General features: G+C 61.4%; 16 protein-coding genes. 5 read left to right on the forward strand and 11 right to left on the reverse strand.

From position 1 onward, the window contains the following. Positions 1–11: 11 nt before the first annotated feature. A complete protein-coding gene (locus tag ACR0AO_RS11295) occupies positions 12–998 on the forward strand; it encodes an NAD(P)H-quinone oxidoreductase (RefSeq protein ID WP_480603449.1) in 987 nt (328 codons plus the stop codon). A gap of 53 nt (positions 999–1,051) precedes the next feature. On the opposite strand, the gene ACR0AO_RS11300 is transcribed toward ACR0AO_RS11295, so the two are convergent. Next, on the reverse strand, positions 1,052–1,909 hold the full coding sequence (locus ACR0AO_RS11300; protein ID WP_480603451.1) for a DUF2189 domain-containing protein: 858 nt from the start codon (positions 1,907–1,909) through the stop codon (positions 1,052–1,054). 193 nt (positions 1,910–2,102) lie between these two features. Between ACR0AO_RS11300 and ACR0AO_RS11305 the strand changes: the two genes are divergently transcribed. Next, entirely contained in the window at positions 2,103–3,086 is a 984-nt protein-coding gene (locus tag ACR0AO_RS11305) for a quinone oxidoreductase family protein (RefSeq protein ID WP_480603453.1), read from the forward strand. A 22-nt stretch (positions 3,087–3,108) separates the two neighbouring features. Here the strand turns inward: ACR0AO_RS11305 and ACR0AO_RS11310 are convergent, their stop codons facing one another. The 3 genes from ACR0AO_RS11310 to ACR0AO_RS11320 all read right to left on the reverse strand — a co-directional run bounded on the left by ACR0AO_RS11310 (position 3,109) and on the right by ACR0AO_RS11320 (position 5,861). Then, positions 3,109–3,876, reverse strand: coding sequence for a TIGR01458 family HAD-type hydrolase (locus ACR0AO_RS11310; RefSeq protein WP_480603455.1), 768 nt, complete (start codon positions 3,874–3,876; stop codon positions 3,109–3,111). A 139-nt stretch (positions 3,877–4,015) separates the two neighbouring features. Continuing rightward, on the reverse strand, positions 4,016–4,297 hold the full coding sequence (locus ACR0AO_RS11315) for an acylphosphatase (protein ID WP_480603456.1): 282 nt from the start codon (positions 4,295–4,297) through the stop codon (positions 4,016–4,018). A 166-nt stretch (positions 4,298–4,463) separates the two neighbouring features. Further along, positions 4,464–5,861, reverse strand: a complete 1,398-nt coding sequence (locus ACR0AO_RS11320) for an aminotransferase family protein (protein ID WP_480603458.1) — start codon at positions 5,859–5,861, stop codon at positions 4,464–4,466. Between the two features lie 221 nt (positions 5,862–6,082). Here ACR0AO_RS11320 and ACR0AO_RS11325 point away from each other — a divergent pair, with 221 nt between their 5' ends. Continuing rightward, positions 6,083–7,714: an acyl-CoA synthetase gene (locus ACR0AO_RS11325; RefSeq protein WP_480603460.1), complete on the forward strand. Its 1,632-nt coding sequence runs from the start codon at positions 6,083–6,085 to the stop codon at positions 7,712–7,714. On the opposite strand, the gene ACR0AO_RS11330 is transcribed toward ACR0AO_RS11325, so the two are convergent. Continuing rightward, positions 7,711–8,052: a DOPA 4,5-dioxygenase family protein gene (locus ACR0AO_RS11330; protein WP_480603462.1), complete on the reverse strand. Its 342-nt coding sequence runs from the start codon at positions 8,050–8,052 to the stop codon at positions 7,711–7,713. The genes ACR0AO_RS11325 and ACR0AO_RS11330 overlap by 4 nt on opposite strands. Positions 8,053–8,228: 176 nt before the next feature. On the opposite strand from ACR0AO_RS11330, the gene ACR0AO_RS11335 reads away from it, so the two are divergent. Both ACR0AO_RS11335 and ACR0AO_RS11340 read left to right on the forward strand, forming a co-directional pair. Beyond that, the gene (locus tag ACR0AO_RS11335; protein WP_480603464.1) at positions 8,229–9,887 is read left to right on the forward strand and encodes a U32 family peptidase C-terminal domain-containing protein; all 1,659 of its coding nucleotides are present in this window, start codon (positions 8,229–8,231) and stop codon (positions 9,885–9,887) included. A 116-nt stretch (positions 9,888–10,003) separates the two neighbouring features. After that, complete coding sequence (locus ACR0AO_RS11340; protein WP_480603466.1) at positions 10,004–12,544, forward strand: AMP-binding protein; 2,541 nt, start codon at positions 10,004–10,006, stop codon at positions 12,542–12,544. 12 nt (positions 12,545–12,556) lie between these two features. Here ACR0AO_RS11340 and maiA read toward each other — a convergent pair whose 3' ends face one another. From maiA to fahA, 6 genes are all read right to left on the reverse strand, one after another. Further along, positions 12,557–13,201: a maleylacetoacetate isomerase gene (gene maiA, locus ACR0AO_RS11345; RefSeq protein ID WP_480603468.1), complete on the reverse strand. Its 645-nt coding sequence runs from the start codon at positions 13,199–13,201 to the stop codon at positions 12,557–12,559. 67 nt (positions 13,202–13,268) lie between these two features. Next, positions 13,269–13,811, reverse strand: a complete 543-nt coding sequence (locus ACR0AO_RS11350; RefSeq protein WP_480603471.1) for a VOC family protein — start codon at positions 13,809–13,811, stop codon at positions 13,269–13,271. Between the two features lie 5 nt (positions 13,812–13,816). Beyond that, positions 13,817–14,014, reverse strand: a complete 198-nt coding sequence (locus ACR0AO_RS11355) for a DUF2783 domain-containing protein (RefSeq protein ID WP_480603473.1) — start codon at positions 14,012–14,014, stop codon at positions 13,817–13,819. A gap of 4 nt (positions 14,015–14,018) precedes the next feature. Continuing rightward, entirely contained in the window at positions 14,019–15,629 is a 1,611-nt protein-coding gene (locus ACR0AO_RS11360; RefSeq protein WP_480603475.1) for an FAD-dependent oxidoreductase, read from the reverse strand. A 140-nt stretch (positions 15,630–15,769) separates the two neighbouring features. Further along, positions 15,770–16,720, reverse strand: a complete 951-nt coding sequence (locus tag ACR0AO_RS11365) for an MBL fold metallo-hydrolase (RefSeq protein WP_480603477.1) — start codon at positions 16,718–16,720, stop codon at positions 15,770–15,772. An 86-nt stretch (positions 16,721–16,806) separates the two neighbouring features. Beyond that, a complete protein-coding gene (gene fahA / locus ACR0AO_RS11370) occupies positions 16,807–18,063 on the reverse strand; it encodes a fumarylacetoacetase (RefSeq protein ID WP_480603480.1) in 1,257 nt (418 codons plus the stop codon). Between the last annotated feature and the right edge of the window lie 17 nt (positions 18,064–18,080).

An 18,080-nucleotide genomic window follows, 5' to 3' on the forward strand; every position in this document is an offset into this window, starting at 1 on the left:
GAGATTTGCCGATGACCCAAACGATGCGTGCCGTCGAGATCACCAGCCCCGGCGGGCCGGATGTGTTGCAATTGACCGAACGCCCGGTGCCCGAACCGGCAAACGGGCAGGTGATTCTGAAAGTGGCCTATGCCGGCGTGAACCGTCCCGACGCGCTGCAGCGCGCCGGGGCCTATAACCCGCCGCCGGGCGCCTCTGACCTGCCGGGTCTGGAAGCCTCGGGCGAGGTTGTGGCCGTGGGTCCGGGGGTCGAGGGGCTGTCGGTCGGCGACAAGGTCTGTGCGCTGTTGCCGGGCGGCGGCTATGCCGAATATGTCGCGACCCCTGCGGCACATTGCCTGCCGGTCCCGGCGGGTATGGATATGAAACAGGCCGCCTGCCTGCCCGAAACCTTCTTTACCGTCTGGTCCAATGTTTTCACCCGTGGCGGGTTGAAAGCAGGTGAGCGGTTTCTGGTTCATGGTGGCTCCAGCGGCATCGGGACGACCGCGATCCAACTGGCCAACGCGTTTGGCGCACGCGTCTTTGCCACCGCCGGATCGGACGAAAAATGCGCGGCCTGCGTCGAACTGGGCGCGGAGCGGGCAATAAATTACAGGGACGAGGATTTCGTCAAGGTGATGCGCAGCGAAGGCGGCGCGAACCTGATCCTCGACATGGTGGGGGGCGATTATATCCCGCGCAACGTCAAGGCGCTGGCCGAGGACGGGCGTCTGGTCCAGATCGCCTTTCTGCAAGGGCCGGTGGTCGAATTGAACTTTGCCCTGATGATGGTCAAGCGGCTGACCCTGACCGGCAGCACGCTGCGCCCGCAAAGCGACCTGGCCAAGGCGCAGATCGCCCAGGACCTGCGCGAAGCGGTCTGGCCGCTGCTGGAGGCGGGCAGGGTGGCCCCGGTCATGGACAGTGAGTTCGATCTGGCAGAGGCCGCGAAAGCGCATGCGCGGATGGAAAGTTCAGGCCATATCGGGAAGATCGTGCTGAAGGTCGCGGGGTAGCGCGCGGGCGAAACCGCACCGGCCCCCGCGCCGGTGCGTGCCGGGAATCCGGTTCAGGCGACGGCCCGGCGATAGAGGTGCCAGGTGGCGTGACCCAGCAACGGCATGACGAAGATCAACCCGAGCAGTAGTGGGATCGACCCCAGCACCAGCAGTGCCGCAACGATGAAGCCCCAGGTCAGAATGACTACAGGATTGTGGCGCAGGACCCGGACCGACGTCACGATGGCCACCGGCACGCCGACATGACGGTCGAGCAGCAGCGGGAAGCTTACCACGCTGATCGCGAGCGCCACCAGCGCAAAGCAGAAACCGACGGCGGTTCCGACCGCGATCATCGTCCAGCCTGCGCTCGTGGTGAAGGTGTCGCGAATAAACGACGACAGGGAGGCCGGGGCATCAGGGCCAAGCGTGCTGGCATAGATGCTTTGCGCCGCCATCAGCCATATCAGGAACAGCATCGTCAGGTAGAAGCCGAGCGCGAGGATCGCCCCGAAAGACGGAGAACGGAACACGCCGAAAGCGTCCAGCCAGTGCACCTCTTTGCCCATTTCGCGGCGGCGGCTGATTTCATACAGGCCCACGGCGGCAACCGGGCCCAGAATCGCGAATCCGGCGACCAGAGGCGCCAGAAGCGGCACCATGTCCTTTTGCAGCCCGAAGCCGAACAGCACGATCCCGACAAGCGGGTAGATTACCGCGATGAAAATGGCGTCGGCGCGGGTTGCCAGAAAATCCTCGCGGCCCGCCTGAAGCGCCGCCTTGATATCCTGCATTGTCAGGGTCTGCACCATCGGCGGATGCTCGATATCGGCACTGCCGATCTGTCCGATGCTGTCGGTTAGGTGATCGCTGGTGGCGCCGAGATTGCGGGCGGCCCAGCTGATCGGGTTTCCGATTGTTTTCGCCATGATCATCCCTTTCCTTGGCGGAGATGCGCCACGGAACGATCCGGCTGTATTGACGCTCTTGGCCGGACCCACCGGCAGCGCCTAAAGATAGTATAGCACAATTGATCTTCGATCGCGGATCACCTCTCTGCGATGCAGGGATTGTTCAATGGGCATGGTATGTTAGCCTGAAGCGGAACCGGAGGAGACAGTCATGAACGATATCGCGCGCACCGTTGTCATTCACCAAACCGGCGGCCCGGAAGTTCTGCAAATCGAAAGCCGCGCGGTCGGCGAACCGGGACCCGGAGAGGTTCGTATTCGCCATCACGCGTGCGGACTGAACTTTATCGATGTCTATCAGCGGTCCGGCCTTTACCCGCTGGCGTTGCCGCATGCGCTGGGGATGGAGGCGTCCGGCGTCATCGACGCGGTCGGCGAGGGCGTGACCCATCTGGAACCGGGACAGCGCGCGGCTTATGCTGCGGCACCTCCGGGCGCCTATTGCGAAGCGCGGGTAATGCCCGCCGCGCAGGTTTGTCCGTTGCCGGACGAGATCGGTTTCGACGAAGCCGCCGCAATGATGCTCAAGGGATTGACTGTCGAGTATCTGTTTCACCGCACCACGCCACTGAAACGCGGCGACAAAGTGCTGTTCCATGCGGCGGCGGGCGGGGTCGGCCTGATCGCCTGCCAGTGGGCCAAATCCGAGGGGATCACCCTGATCGGAACCGCCGGATCGGACGAGAAGTGCAAACTTGCCCGATTTCATGGCGCGGCGCATTGCATCAATTACCGGACCGAGAACTTTGCCGAAAAAGTCAGGGACCTGACCAATGGCCAGGGGGTGGATGCGGTCATGGATTCGGTGGGCGCGGACACGTTCGAAGGATCTCTGGATTGTCTGAAACCGCTGGGCATGATGATCTCGTTCGGCAACGCCTCGGGTCCGGTGCCGCCTGTCAATCTGGCAGTGCTTGGGCAGAAGGGGTCGCTGAAAATCACCCGCCCGACGCTGTTTACCCATATCGCCGAACACAGCGTCTGTCAGGCGATGGCGCGGCGTCTGTTCGGCAAGGTGACCGGAGCGGAGGTCAAGATTCGCATAGACCAGCGTTTCCCGCTTGAACAGGTGGCCGACGCACATCGGGCGTTGGAGGCGCGGCAGACCACCGGCAGTACGATTTTGAAGCCGTGACGGGTGCTGCCGCCGATGGATTTCATCGCCCGGTAAGGATGATTTCGACCGCTTCACGAATGTCCCTTGCCACGGCGGTCGGGGCGGGCTGGAAACGGTTTTCGTCACCGCTGCGGTATTTGCCGGTCTGGACGAGGATGCCCTGAGACACCCCCGCGTCGATCGCACCGGCCACGTCGCTTTCGGCATCGTCGCCGACCATCACCACGTTACGTGGGAGGCATCCCATGCTGTGAATCCCTGCCAGAAAGAATGTCTCGGCCGGTTTGCCGAAAAGGTGGGCTTGCCGCCCGCTCGAATACTCAAGTGCCCGGATGAAGGCTCCGGCGTCGAGGCTCAACTGGCCATCCTGATCCTTGAACACCCGGTTGGCCGCAAGCGCCAGAAACGGTGCGCCCGCTTCGATCTGGCGAAAGGCTGCGTTGAGGCGTTCGAAGGTGAAAAAGCGGCCGGCATCGCCCACGACAACGGCCGGCGGGGCACTTTTCGGGCAATCGGCAAAGTCTTCCTCGAGATCGGGGTGAACCAGAAGGTGAGGCCGGAAGGTGTTGGCGATCAGCCAATCGCGGGCCGCCGCCGCAGGTGTCAGAACCTCTTCGGGGCGGGCGGGAATACCGATTGAGCCGATTTGCTCAAGGATTTTACGTTTGGGGCGGCGGGTTGAGTTGGTCAGAAAGCGGATGGGCAACCCATGGGACCGCAGTTCCGAGACTGCATCGGCAGCGCCAGCGATGCCCTGACCGCTTTGGGACAGCACCCCGGCAATGTCCAGCAGCACACCTTTTATCATCTCTGCGTCATCGCTTTGTGCACCTTTCCAGTGGCCGACCCGATTAGCCGCTTGGATTCTAGCACAAATTTCCGCCGTACATGAGTTTTGCACCAATCGCCGGTGACCTGATGCAAACGGGTGTCGGCCAACTCGGCCTCTATCGCCGGATTATGCGAAATCCGCTGATGTCCGGGTTCAGTGGCGCGGCCTGTGTATCCACGGCGGCCACCCGAGCGGCGGGCGGGCCTTTGGAAAGAACGTCCAGCATCGCGTCGACCCTGTCATCGGGGCCAATGATCAATGCGGCCACCGAACCGTCTGCTTCGTTCCGAATCCAGCCGCAAAGGCCAAGGCGTTCGGCCTCGGCCCGAGCCCAGGCGCGAAAGGCCACTCTTTGTACCCGTCCGGTGACTCTCACGTTCACTGCAATTTTGTCCATGGCCGCTCCTTCCGCCGGTGAGACCTAAAGGATAGCACAGGAAGGCGAGCATTTTCGCCAATCCGGAATCGGAAGCGTTGCAAAAAGAAACCGGCGCGGTGGGCGCGCCGGTTCAGGGAATATCCTGCCTCTTTCAAATCAGAGAGGCAGGATATGCAGTGTCACTTCAGCCGAAAACCCTGCCCAGCGCACCGTCAACGGCGTCGGTGATCTGGTCGATATCGTCTGCGGTTGCGATCAGCGCAGGCGAGAAGCACAGCGTGTTGTTGCGGCTGGGGATCGAGCGGTTGGTGGCACCGATAATGACGCCCTGCGCCATACAATCGGCAACGACCGCCTGAACGCGTTTCTCGTCCATCGGGTCTTTGGTCGTGCGGTCAGTCACCAGCTCGGCGCCCAGGAACAGGCCTTTGCCGCGCACGTCGCCGATCACTTTGTGCTTTTCCATCAGCGCCTGCAGGTTACCCATCATACGGTCACCCATGTCGATGCAGTTCTGCAGCAGGTTCTCGTCTTCGATGATGCGCATGTTCTCGATCGCGGCAGCCGGGCCGGCGGTGCAACCGCCAAAGGTCGAGATGTCGCGGAAGTAGTTCAGCGGATCCGAGGCGTCGTCTTTGAACATGTCAAAGACTTCTTCGGTTGTGACCATGCAGGCAATCGCCGCATAGCCCGAGGCAACGCCTTTGGCCATGGTAACGAAGTCCGGCTTGATGCCGTATTGCTGATAGCCGAACCATGTGCCGGTCCGGCCCACGCCACAGACAACCTCGTCGATGTGCAGCAGGATGTCGTACTTCTTGCAGATTTCCTGAACGCGCTCCCAGTAACCTTCGGGCGCTTCGATCACGCCGCCACCGGCGGTCACAGGCTCAAGGCACAGGGCGCCAACGGTTTCGGGACCTTCGCGCAGGATCACTTCTTCGATCGCATCTGCGGATGCCTTGCCGAACGCCTCACCGGACAGGTCTTCCATGCCCAGCTCGTGCTTGCGGTATTCCATGCAGTGCGGAACGCGGATGAAGTCAGGCGCGAACGGGCCGTACTGCACCGTACGCTCGTCCTGACCGCCTGCCGACATGGTCGCCAGGGTCGAGCCGTGATAGTCGCGGTCGCGGTACAGGATCTTGGTCTTCTTGCCGCCATAGCGCTTGTGCGCGATCTGGCGAACCATCTTGAAGGCCTTCTCGTTCGCCTCGGAGCCGGAGTTGGTGTAGTAGACGCGGCTCATGCCCGGCATCTTGTCGATCAGCTTCTCGGCAAAGATGGAGCCGGGGATCGAGCCTGCGGAATTGGCGAAGTAGCACAGCTTCATCAGCTGGTCATAGACCGCCTTGCAGATCGATTCGCGGCCATAGCCGACATTGACGGTCCACACACCGCCCGAAACGGCGTCGAGATGTTCCTTGCCGTTCTGATCCCAGACGCGCATGCCCTTGCCTTCGACAATGATGCGTGGATCATTGGTTTCAAAGGGTTTATGCTGGATCAGGTGGTGCCAGATATGAGCGCGGTCAGCTTCGACTACGCGGGAGAGATCGTTTTCGTTGAACGTGCCGTCCATGACATGTCCTTTCAGAATGAAGCGGTACTCAGTCTACGGGGCGCAGCCCGCCTGAGCAGATTGTTTTCCATAACTCAGATCACCGCGAAAGGGCATTGTTAGATAGGGCCAGTTCCGCCTATCACTTATCTCCAGTCCATTGGTGGCGGGTATTATTACGGATTTGTCAGAAGTAAACCTTTGTGCTCAAACTCGGATCGAAGATCACGGAGGAATGGCAGATGACGAAGACCAACATTTATGAAAGCCATCTGGACAAGAATCGTGCCAATCACGCATCGCTGTCTCCGCTCAGCTATCTGGAGCGCACGGCCGCCATCTATCCCGATTACCCATCCGTCGTATATGGTGAGCGGCGCTTTACCTGGGCCGAAACCTATGATCGCTGCCGTCGGTTGGCGGGGGCTTTGTCGGCGCGGGGCGTCGGGCGTGGCGACACGGTTTCGATCATTGCCGCCAACATCCCCGAGATGTACGAGGCACATTTTGGCGTTCCCATGACCGGCGCAGTCCTGAACGCCATCAACACGCGTCTGGACGCGCCCATCATCGCCTTCATTCTGGGCCATGCCGAGGCCAGGGTCCTGCTGGTCGATCCGGAATTTTCCGGCGTCGTGAAAGAGGCGCTGGCGCAGGCGGACCGGCCCGACCTTCTGGTGATCGACATCGAGGATGCGAGTTTTGAGAGCGGCGAAAAGCTGGGGGCGCTGACCTATGACGCGCTGCTGGCCGAAGGGGCGGCGGATTTTGCCTGGGATTTACCCGCTGACGAGTGGGACGCGATTGCGCTCAACTATACCTCGGGCACCACCGGAAATCCCAAGGGCGTCGTATATCATCACCGGGGCGCGGCGCTGAACGCCACGTCGAACATCCTTACCTGGGGGATGCGGCAGCATTCGGTCTATCTTTGGACCCTGCCGATGTTTCATTGCAACGGCTGGTGTTTTCCCTGGACCATGGCCGCCAATGCGGGCACCTCGATCTGTCTGCGCGCGGTGCGGGACGAGCCGATCTATCGCGCCTTCCGGGAAGAGAAGGTGACTCATTTCTGCGGCGCGCCCATCGTGCTGAACATGTTGGCGAACGCGCCCGATCACCTCAAGGATTTCGATCATGAAATCAAGGCGATGACTGCCGGTGCACCACCGCCCGCGGCAGTGATCGAAAAGATGGAGGCGATGGGCGTCGAGGTCACGCATGTCTATGGCCTGACGGAAACCTACGGCCCATCCGTCGTTTGCGCGTGGAAAGAGGAATGGAACGGGAAGGCGGCTGAAGAGCGTGCGGCGCTCAAGGTGCGGCAGGGGGTCAAATATCTGGCACTGTCGGGTCTGATGGTGGCCGATCCCGAAACGCTGGAACCGGTTCCGGCGGATGGCGAGACCATGGGCGAGATCTTCATGCAGGGCAATATCGTGATGAAGGGATACCTGAAAAACCCCGACGCCACCGACAAGGCGTTCAGGGGGGGATGGTTCGCTTCGGGGGATCTGGGTGTGATGCATCCCGATGGCTATGTGGCGCTCAAGGACCGGTCCAAGGATATCATCATCTCGGGGGGCGAGAACATTTCCTCGGTCGAGGTCGAGGGCATCCTCTATAAACACCCGGCGGTAATGGAGGCTGCCGTGGTGGCGCGGCCGGACGAGAAATGGGGCGAAACCCCCTGCGCTTTTGTTGAACTGAAACCCGGACAGGCGGCAACCGAGGACGAACTGATCGCCTTTTGCCGGGACAACATGGCCCATTTCAAGGCCCCCAAAACTGTCGTGTTCGGGGCGCTGCCAAAAACGTCGACCGGCAAGATACAGAAATTTGTTCTGCGAGATCAGGCGCGGACGCTGTCCTAGGCGCCGGGCGTGTCGAAGATCGACAGGTCAAGCGCAAGCATCTCGCCCATCCAGATCGCCCGGTCGCGGTGATCGGTCAGGTGATCGCCGGTTTCCGGGTGGGTGAATACTGTCAGGCCCCGTCGGTTGAGCATCAGCCAGGGGATCACGCGGTCGAATGCCTCGGGGCCGAACGCCAGCTGACAGCTCCAGCGCGGATGCGGGCCGACATTTTTCGCATGCATGCGGCCCATCTGCACCGGAAACAGGCGCGCGGCGTCCTCGCAGACCTGCCGGGCCGTGCCCTGCGTGTCGGCGTCGAAATAGATGTGGGCGTGATAACCTGTGATGTCGGGCATGCCGTTCTCCGGGAAGGTGTCCGGCCAAGTGTAACAGTTGGCGCTTTTCGGGCAATCCATCGTCTCAAAACAGACCATGTGCGCAATTGCGGCCTGTTGGCATCGGCAAGAAAACGGTTCACAATACCGCGTTTCTCCCGTAGAACACGCCATTCTTCTATTGTCTGGCCATGATCATGTCACAGAACCGATCCGAATTGCTGATGCCTGCGGGCAACCTGCGCAAACTGAAGATGGCGATCCTTTACGGGGCCGATGCTGTCTATCTGGGCACGCCGGATTTGTCGCTGCGCACGAAATCCGAGTTCTCGCTGGAAGAAGTGATCGAAGGGGTCGAGTTCTGCCACAGCCACGGGCGTCGCGCGTATCTTACGCTGAACCTGTTTTCGCACAACAAGGACATCCCCAAGCTGGATGAATATATCGACACGGTTCGCAAGGTTCGGCCCGACGGGCTGATCATCGCCGACCCAGGTGTCTTTCAATACGTCCGTGAACGCGCCCCGGAACTGCCGCTGCATATCTCGACCCAGGCCAATATCTGTTCCTGGCTGTCGGTGAAATTCTGGCAGGATCAGGGGGCGGAACTGGTGGTTCTGGCCCGAGAGGTTTCGTACCCCGAACTGGTCGAGATTCGCGAGAAATGCCCCGATATCAAGCTTGAAGCCTTCGTTCATGGCGCCATGTGCATGACCTATTCGGGCCGATGCCTGTTGTCGAACTTCATGGCCGAACGCGGGGCGAACCAGGGCAATTGCGCCAATTCCTGCCGCTGGAACTATGGCCTGAAACTGCGCCTCAAGGACGGCACGCGCGAAGAGATCCGCATCACCGAGGAAAACGCCGACCTTTTCGAGTTCCTGCTGGAAGAAGGCTGCCGCCCCGGCGAACTGATGCCCATCGAGGAAGATGACCGAGGATCCTATATCCTCAATTCCCGCGATCTGTGCATCATGCCCAAGCTTGACGAATACCTGAAGATCGGTGTCGACAGCCTGAAGGTCGAGGGGCGCGGCAAGTCTGAATATTACGCCGCCATTGTCGCCCGCGCTTATCGCATGGCCATCGACGACTATTTTGCGGATCCCGAGAACTGGGACCCGAAGCCCTATATGCGCGAGCTGGAGGCGGTGGGAAACCGGGGCTATACGCTGGCATTCCATGAAGGGCGGCTGACCAACTATGCGCATGACTACGAACACACCGCCTCGCTTGCTCAGTGGGAATATGCAGGTGTGGTGACCGAAGTGACCGAGGATGCGTTTCTGGTCGAGGTCAAGAACAAGCTTGAAGCCGGAGAGGTGCTGGAATTCGTCTCACCCATTGCGCGCGAGACGGTTTTGCTGAGGGCCTATGATTTCGAACGCGCCGAAGATGGCGAGCGGCTGGAGGTGATCCACGGCAGCACCAAGACCGTGATCCGCCTGCCGTTCACGCTGTTCGACCACGAGGATATTGACGAATTGCGCGCCCGCTTTCCGGTCTTTTCGGTTCTGCGCAAGGAACGCGCACTTACGGACGAACAATGGAACAGGGTCCGGTTCGACAAGCTGACGCAGGGGTTGGAAATCTCGGGCCGTGACAACCCCAAGGCTTACGCTCGCCGTCGCGATGCGCTGGTCGACAGCATTGGCGAGGGCGCGGGTGACCGGCGGTTCAAAACCAATCGCGTCGGCACCGAGGGGTGTTGCGGACGGGGTTGCAACGGGTGCCTGATCTTCTGGCAGGATGACCAATACGCGCAGGCACGTGAGGTTCTGCTGAAGCGCAAGCAGGGCGAACAACTTACCCGCGCCGAAGCTTCGACCCTGCGTCAGGTTGAATTGACACGCTAAAGAATGTGCCGGACGGCGCTTTTTTGCGTTCGTATTCATTGGGGTCGCAATGGCCCGAAATCAATCTTGACAAAAATACTAGGTAAAAATATTCCCGCCTTCAGACGGAGGCCATGATGTTTTTCCACCTCGACAGCCTGAAAGCTTTTGGCGACCGCCCGTGCCTGGTCTTGCGCGGCGGAAAGGTGACGACCTATGTCGAACTTGCCGATATGGCAGAGACATTCGCGCGGCGCCTGCCAAAGGATCGCGGCCTGATCGCAATCGAGATGAACGCGACACCGGCGGTTATCGGGGCCTATATCGGCGCGCTGGCGGCGGGTCATGCTGTGATGCCTTTGCCTGCCGGGGATCCCGAGACGGCGCGCAACCTCGAAGCCCGGTTTCGCCCGGTTGCCAGCTTGCGCAAGACAGGCGGGCGGCGGCGGTTGTTGACGCATGACTGGCAACTGCCGGACCTGCATCCCGAACTTGCGTTGCTGTTGCAGACATCCGGCAGCACCGGGCACGGGAGCGGCGTGCGCCTGTCGTCGGAGGCGGTCGGGGCCAACGCCAGGGCCATCGCCGAATATCTGGAAATCGGGGCGGATGACCGGGCGGCGCTGGTGCTGCCGCTGCACTATTCCTATGGGCTGTCGGTTCTGCATTCGCATCTGTCCGGCGGCGCCAGCCTGTGGCTTGCGCCCGGATCGGTTCTGGACGCGGAGTTCGCCGGGCAGCTGGCGCAATCCGGCGCGACCAGCCTGGCGGGTGTGCCGCACCATTTCCGTCTGCTGGAAAGCGCCGGGCTGGCGGAGGCGCTGCCTGACGGGATGAGGACGCTGACAGTCGCAGGCGGCGCGATGCCGCCCGAGCAGGTGCTGCAATGGGACGCCCGGATGCGACGGCGCGGCGGGCGGTTCGTCGTGATGTACGGCCAGACCGAGGCAACCGCGCGGATCAGCTGGCTGCCGCCCGAACGGGTCGCGGCCCATCCCGACGCTATCGGAATTGCGATACCGGGCGGGCGGATGTTTCTGCGCGATGGTGACGGGCATGAGGTTTCGGAGCCGGAGGCCGAAGGAGAACTGGTCTACGAAGGCCCCAATGTGATGATGGGCTATGCCAGCGATTTCAGCGACCTGTCCAGACCGGCGGAACTCGACGTTCTGGCGACCGGCGACCTGGCCCGTTGCGGCGCGGACGGGAATTTCCGGATTACCGGCCGTTTGTCGCGCATGTCCAAAATCGCGGGCCTGAGGATCGGCCATGACGCGTTGGAGCGGGCGCTGGCCGAACAGGGGCATGAGGCTGCGGTTTGGGGAGATGACAGGACCATCGCGGTCGCCGTGCGCGGTCCGGAGGTCGGGGTGGCCGAAAAAGCGGCGCAGCTGGCGGGTGTCGGCCGTCAGCATTTCCAGGTTCTTTCCCTCGCGGATTTGCCCCGCCGACCGAACGGCAAAATTGACTATCCGGCGTTGAAAGCCAAGGCCGCGGCATTGAGCGCACCGCCGGACCATGGCGTCCTGGCGGCTTTCCAGTCCGCCTTTGCGCCCAGGGCCGTCGGGCGGAACGACAGCTTTGCCTCTCTGGGCGGGGACAGTCTGCGTCATGTGGAACTGTCGCTGGCGCTTGATACCTGTCTGGGTGGCGCGCCGGACGGTTGGGAGAAAATGCCGATCGGGAAACTGGAACAGGCCCGGCCCAATCACTCGTCCCGCCTGCCAGCCGAGATCATGGCCCGCGCATTGGCCATTCTGGCGGTTGTGACCGCGCACCAGACATTGTGGCCCGTCTATGGCGGTGCGGCCGCGATGGTGATGCTGATGGGAATGAGCGTCGCCAGCTATCGCTGGGAGGCCCTGAAGGCCGGGGAATTCCGCGCGTTCTTCTTGCCCATGACAGCGGTTCTGGTGCCGTATTACCTGATCCTTGCCGTCAATGCCGCGGTTTGGGGGCAGGTGCCTTGGGCATCCGTCGTTTTGCTCGGAAATCTTGCTCTGACGACCCCCGAAACACATTTGATGCTGCCCTATCTTTACTGGTTCGTCGAAGCCTATGTGCAGATGACCCTGCTTGTGGCCGCGCCCTTTGTGTTCCCGCCGCTGCGAAACTGGCTGGCGCGGCACGGCCGCTTTGCCGTCGGTCTTGGATTGCTGGCCTTTGCCGTGGCCTTGCGTGTCACGGTTCCCGAGATGTTTCCGATGCATGGGCGGGCGCAATTCACCGTGCCATGGGTCTTTTACCTGTTCGCGCTGGGATGGTGCATCGTATCGGCGCGTACCCCGGCGCAGCGCCTGATCCTGCTGGGGGCCGCTTGTCTGATCATGCCGATGGCGGCCTACATGGGCGGTAACTGGTATGGCGGCTGGATCAAGTATATGAGCCTTCTGGCCCTTGCCGCGCTGCTGATCTTCGTGCCTCGCATACCCGCGCCCAGAGTTCTGGTGCGCCCGGTGATGCGGCTGGCGCAGGCGGCCTTCCCGATCTATCTGCTGCACCGTTTTGTCCCCGAACTGCTTTTGCCACTTGCCGGAATCGAAGGGGATGCGCCGTGGGTCGACGCGCTGGCGATTGCGGGCGGGCTGGCCATCGGGCTTGTGGTTGCCGATCTGCAAAGGCACTTGGGCAAAACCGGATTTGTCTGGCGGTCGCGGCAAACGCGCGCGCAGGCGTGATGTGAGCGTGCCTTATCCAGCCTCGGGCGCATTGGCGTCGGGGTGGGCGGCGGCAAACGCGGGGTGGTCCGCGCAGGCGGCCTCGACCGCAAGCAGGCGCGGCATGTCCGAGATATCCACTTCCCAACGGCGCGCGTTGTAGATCTGCGGCATCAGGCAGATGTCGGCCAGCCCCGGCGCGGTGCCGGTGCAATAGGGGGCCTGATCGAATTCAGCCAGCAGCGTTTCAAACGCCGTCAGGCCCGGGCGGATGAAATAGCGCATCCAGTCGCCCGGCATGCCTTCGGCCCCGCCGCTCAAGATCGTGGCGTGTTTGGCGACCTGAAGGTTGCAGACCGGGTGGATGTCGACCGCTATCGCATGGGCCAGTGCCTGTGCCATTGCGCGCTGGGCGGGATCCTTTGGCAACAGGTTCAGCCCGCGCGTCTGATCGAGATAGTCGAGAATGGACAGTGATTGCGTCAGCCGCAGACCGTCGATTTCCAACACCGGGACAAAGCCCTGAGGATTGCGGGCCAGATGTTCCGGGCTGCGTTGCGCGCCCGTGGTCAGGTCCACCACGACCGGGCGATAGGCGATCCCCGCGAGGTTGAGCGCAATCCGCAGCCGATAGCTGGCCGACGACCGCCAATAGTCATAAAGCACCACATCGCTCATTCCGCACCTCCCAAATGACAAGGCAACCGGCGCGGAGCCGGTTGCCTGTATCGTATCACCCCTGCCGTCAGAGGTTACTCAGTTCCTTGGCGTGCAGCCAGTCCGCGTGTTTGGGCGCCTTCTTGGTCTTTGACCATTCCTCCAGCATTTCCCATTTCACATCGTCCAGCTTGGCCAGCAACTTTTCCTCTTCCGGGTCCGGGCAGGCCAGTTCGATGCGGTGGCCGCTGGGATCGAAGAAATAGATCGAGTGGAAGATCGAGTGATCGGTGACGCCCAGAACCTCGACGCCGTTGGCTTCGAGATGATCCTTGAACTTCAGCAGCTCCTCGCGATCCTTCACCTTGAAGGCGATGTGCTGCACCCATTTGGGCGTGTTCGGATCGCGGCCCATTTCGGGCTTGGTCGGCAATTCAAAGAAGGCCAGAACATTGCCGTTACCGGCATCCAGAAACAGGTGCATATAGGGGTCGGGCTCGTGCGTCGATGGCACATGATCCTCGGCAATTGCCAGGATAAAATCCATGTTCAGCATCTTGCCGTACCATTCGACGGTTTCCTTGGCGTCCTTGCAGCGATACGCCACGTGGTGGATTTTCTCGATTTTCATTGGGGTTACTCCTCCTGCAGGGCGGCGGCCTTGATTGCCTGGGTCAGAACCGACTGGTCACCGATATGGTTGGCCAGAACCAGAACGAGCCGGGCGTTCAGCGCGTCGCTATCAGCTTTCTCGAGCCCTTCATGTGCGGCCAGAAGGGCGGCATAGAAATTGTCGGCATTGTCGATATTGGGTGTCAGATTCAGATCGGCCATAGTCTCACTCCTTGCCGGTGGCCCGGCGGACGGCATGCCGGAACGAGTTTTCTTCAAACGTATCGCGGCGCGCCGCGACGTGCTGGTCGGGCCGGATCAGGTAGACGCCGCTGGTGGACTCGCCCAGATAACGGCGTTTGAGCTCCAGTGTCGGGTCGTCCTTGATCGATAAGGCCAGACGGTTGACCACGATCCCGTCCTCTTCGATCTGGTCGGGGGCATCCGCGTCGATGGTCAGCAGCGTGAACTTGCCGCCCAGCATCGGCAGCAAATAGCCATCCTTGAGCTTGACATCGGGGCAGGGAGAGCCGGGCCGCGTGCGTGCCGGACCGTTCAGCGCATCCGCCGAATTCAGTGGCGAGCCGTCATAGGTACAAGGTACGCTCAGGCGGCCGGAGTTGACCAGCGGGCGCGCGAACTCATAGTGCTCACTGAGATCCAGCACCGCGTCGCGCATGATGCGGGACATGTCCGATTTCGGCGTGATGAAATCGGTCGAGCGGGTCGAGTTCATGATGTTCTCGTCCGCGCCATGGATGCGTTCGTAGTCATAACTGTCCAGCAGGCTCTCCGGCGCATTGCCGTCAAGCACCAGCTTGAGCTTCCAGATCAGGTTGTCGGTGTCCTGCAGGCCCGAGTTTGCGCCACGAGCGCCAAAGGGGCTGACCTGATGCGCAGCATCGCCGGCAAAGATCACCCGGCCATGACGGAACTGTTCCATGCGGCGGCACTGGAAGGTGTAGATGCTGACCCATTCCAGTTCGAACTGCACATCCTCGCCCAGCATCGCCTTGAGGCGGGGGATCACATTTTCCGGGCGCTTTTCGCGTTCCTTGTCAATGTCCCAACCCAATTGCAGATCAATCCGCCACACGTTGTCGGGCTGCTTGTGCAATAGTGCCGACTGGCCCTTGTTGAACGGCGGGTCGAACCAGAACCAGCGTTCGGTGGGAAAATCGGCCTCCATGATCACGTCGGCGATCAGGAAGTTGTCCTCGAACACGCGGCCCACGAAATCCTTGCCCAGCATCGCCCGGATGGGCGAGCCCGCGCCGTCACAGGCGATCAGCCAGTCGGCCTCAACCGTGTAGGAGCCTTCGGGGGTCTCGACCTCGACCTTGACGTGATCGGGATGGGTGCCGATGGCCTCGACCTTGTTGCGGCCGCGGATCTCGATCGGAGCGCCGGCGGCCTGCAACTCGCGGACGCGGTTCACCATGTATTCTTCGAAATAATATTGCTGCAGGTTGATGAATGCGGGGCGCTGATGCCCTTCCTCGGGGAGCAGGTTGAACTCGTAGACCTGCCGGTCGTCAAAGAATACCTTGCCGATATTCCACTCGACACCTTTGTCCACCATCGGCTGGCCGCAACCCAGACGGTCGAGAATTTCCAGTGGCCGCTTGGCATAACACACGGCCCGGCTGCCGAAACTGACCTTGTCGTTGTCGTCCAGCACCAGAACCTCGATGCCTTGTTGCGCCAGATCGATTGCCGCACCCAGACCGATGGGGCCGGCGCCGACCACGATCACCTTGTGGCGAACTGGTGTTGGCGCGTCCTGATCCGGGCTGTGCTCATAAGCATAGAGCGGGACTTCGAAGATTTTGTTCATGGGCTCTCCCCCCAAATAAAGTGCGCACATGGCGCAGGTCTCCTGTCCTCCGCCACGGGCGCGCCGGAGGGATTATCTTATCCTTTCATCGTTTTCCGGGCGGCGACACGATCTGGATCAATGTCGCCGCAAACCCCGGATCAGCCTTGCAATGCCTCCCACATTTCAAGGTCACGTTGCGCGGTCCAGATCCGCGGTGTGTCGATGCCTCGCGCCTCGTCATAGGCGCGGGCGACGTTGAAGGGCAGGCAATGTTCATAGATCGCGTATTCGGCGAATTTCGGGTCGCATTCGGCGCGCACCGCATCCCATGCCTCTTTCAGCGATCCGCCGCGTGCCGCGACCTTCGCCGCCGGGCGATAGGTGCTTTCGACGAAATCGCGCGTGTTCTCGATGGCGGCGTTGACCATATCCTTGCCGACCAGCGCATCGCCCCGTCCCGGTGCAATGGCGTCCACGTCGAACCACTTGATTTCGTCCAGGGTGTCACCCCAGTCGCCGAAATGCCCGTCGCCGCAATAGCAGGCCGAGTGATATTCGACGATGTCACCGGTGAACATCACGTTCTGATCGGGGACGTGGATGACGATATCGCCCGCCGTGTGCGCGCGGCCCAGATGCATCAGGTCGATCCGGCGCTTGCCCAGATAGACTGTCATCGTGTCGCTGAAGGTTGTGGTGGGCCAGGTCAGGCCGGGGATGCTTTCATGCCCTTCGAACAGGCGCGGAAAACGCTGGAACTCGCTGTCCCAATCCTCCTGCCCGCGTTCGACGACCATGGCGCGCGCCATGTCCGACATCAGGATCTGCTGCGCGCCGAATGCGCTGGCACCCAGCACGCGCACGGCGTGGTAGTGGGTCAAAGCTACGTGGGTGATCGGTTTGTCCGTCACCGAGCGGACGCATTCGATCACCTTTTTCGCCAGACGCGGCGTGGCTTGTGCCTCGACGATCATAACGCTGTCATCGCCGATAATGACGCCCGAATTGGGGTCACCCTCGGCGGTGAAAGCATAAAGGCCCTCGCCGACTTCAGTGAAGGAGATTTTCTTTTCGGTCATGTCGCCTTGCGACGCGAATGCTTTGGCCATGGTGTTCAATCCTGTTTTCGTTGCGGCGAAGGTGTGCTGGGAACGCCTCCGGCGGGAGTATTCGTGAAAAGATGAAGGTCAGCGCGTCATCTTTTGTAAGGGTTTTCGAGTGCGGGCAGAACGGTGCCGGTGCAGTCACCGAAGCCGATGGTATAGCCGTCGCCCCTGGCAGCGCCCCTGAGGGTCAGTGTGTCGCCATCTTCGATGAAGCTGCGGGTCTCGCCGGTGTCCAGCGTCAACGGTTCTTTCCCGCCCCAGCTGAGTTCCAGCAATGAGCCGCGTTCCGGCTTGGTCGCGCCCGAAATGGTGCCCGAGCCCAGCAGGTCGCCCGCATTCATCGGACAGCCCGAGGTGGTGTGATGCGCCAGTTGCTGCGCTGCGGAATAGTACATTTCCCTGTAGTTCGTCCGCGCGATGGTCGAGGCGGCCTTGCCCTCGGGTGCCATCGTCACCTCAAGCTCGATGTCATAAAGCATCGGACCGCAATCCTTGAGATGATCCAGCAGTTCGAACTCGCGCGCGGGGGTGTCGCAGCGGAATGGTTCCAGCGCCGCCCTGGTCACGATCCAAGGAGAGATCGAGGTGGCGGTCGCCTTGGCCTGGAACGGACCAAGCGGCTGGTATTCCCAGGCTTGTATGTCGCGCGCCGACCAGTCGTTCAGCAGCACATAGCCAAAGATATGATCGTCTGCCTCCTGCACCGAAATCGGGCCTTCCGAAGCGGTGCCGACAATCGCACCCATCTCGAGTTCGATGTCGAAGCGCGCGCAAGGGGCATGCCGGGGCAGCGGATCGTTCGGTCCTTTCAACTGGCCCCAGGGGCGGCGGACGTCAGTGCCCGAAACCACGACCGATGACGCGCGCCCATTGTAGCCGATGGGAATGTGCAGCCAATTGGGTGGCAGGGCGTTTTCCGGTCCCCGGAACATGGTGCCGACGTTGAAGGCATGATTTCGGCCCGCATAAAAATCGGTGTATTCGCTGACGGCAAACGGCATGTGCATCTCGGCGTCGGTCATTGGCACAAGCAGGGCCTCGACCTTTTCCCGTTCAGCCGATCCTTCCGCCAGCAACGCGATCAGGCGGTCGCGCAGCGCCGCCCAGACGGCGGGGCCTTCCTCCATCAGGTCGTTCCAGTAGGGCACGTCGAACAACGGGAAATCGGTCAGGGCAATCAGGCCCTCGGATTCCGCTTCGGTGATGTCCAGAATCATGTCGCCGATGGCAACGCCGCAGTGGGGTTCCCCGCCCGAAGTCGAAAAGACCCCATAGGGCAGGTTGTTCAGAGGAAACGGGTGGTTGGCGTCATTGGCCGAAGCCACCCAGGATTTCATCAATGGCATGGTCTCTCCAAACCTTG

This window comes from Ruegeria sp. AF8 (assembly GCF_056541825.1).

Coding starts and splice junctions, on each gene's coding strand:
- ACR0AO_RS11295 (WP_480603449.1), top strand. CDS start 12: ATGACCCAAACGATGCGTGCCGTCGAGATCACCAGCCCCGGCGGGCCG.
- ACR0AO_RS11300 (WP_480603451.1), bottom strand. CDS start 1,909: ATGGCGAAAACAATCGGAAACCCGATCAGCTGGGCCGCCCGCAATCTC.
- ACR0AO_RS11305 (WP_480603453.1), top strand. CDS start 2,103: ATGAACGATATCGCGCGCACCGTTGTCATTCACCAAACCGGCGGCCCG.
- ACR0AO_RS11310 (WP_480603455.1), bottom strand. CDS start 3,876: ATGATAAAAGGTGTGCTGCTGGACATTGCCGGGGTGCTGTCCCAAAGC.
- ACR0AO_RS11315 (WP_480603456.1), bottom strand. CDS start 4,297: ATGGACAAAATTGCAGTGAACGTGAGAGTCACCGGACGGGTACAAAGA.
- ACR0AO_RS11320 (WP_480603458.1), bottom strand. CDS start 5,861: ATGGACGGCACGTTCAACGAAAACGATCTCTCCCGCGTAGTCGAAGCT.
- ACR0AO_RS11325 (WP_480603460.1), top strand. CDS start 6,083: ATGACGAAGACCAACATTTATGAAAGCCATCTGGACAAGAATCGTGCC.
- ACR0AO_RS11330 (WP_480603462.1), bottom strand. CDS start 8,052: ATGCCCGACATCACAGGTTATCACGCCCACATCTATTTCGACGCCGAC.
- ACR0AO_RS11335 (WP_480603464.1), top strand. CDS start 8,229: ATGTCACAGAACCGATCCGAATTGCTGATGCCTGCGGGCAACCTGCGC.
- ACR0AO_RS11340 (WP_480603466.1), top strand. CDS start 10,004: ATGTTTTTCCACCTCGACAGCCTGAAAGCTTTTGGCGACCGCCCGTGC.
- maiA (WP_480603468.1), bottom strand. CDS start 13,201: ATGAGCGATGTGGTGCTTTATGACTATTGGCGGTCGTCGGCCAGCTAT.
- ACR0AO_RS11350 (WP_480603471.1), bottom strand. CDS start 13,811: ATGAAAATCGAGAAAATCCACCACGTGGCGTATCGCTGCAAGGACGCC.
- ACR0AO_RS11355 (WP_480603473.1), bottom strand. CDS start 14,014: ATGGCCGATCTGAATCTGACACCCAATATCGACAATGCCGACAATTTC.
- ACR0AO_RS11360 (WP_480603475.1), bottom strand. CDS start 15,629: ATGAACAAAATCTTCGAAGTCCCGCTCTATGCTTATGAGCACAGCCCG.
- ACR0AO_RS11365 (WP_480603477.1), bottom strand. CDS start 16,720: ATGGCCAAAGCATTCGCGTCGCAAGGCGACATGACCGAAAAGAAAATC.
- fahA (WP_480603480.1), bottom strand. CDS start 18,063: ATGCCATTGATGAAATCCTGGGTGGCTTCGGCCAATGACGCCAACCAC.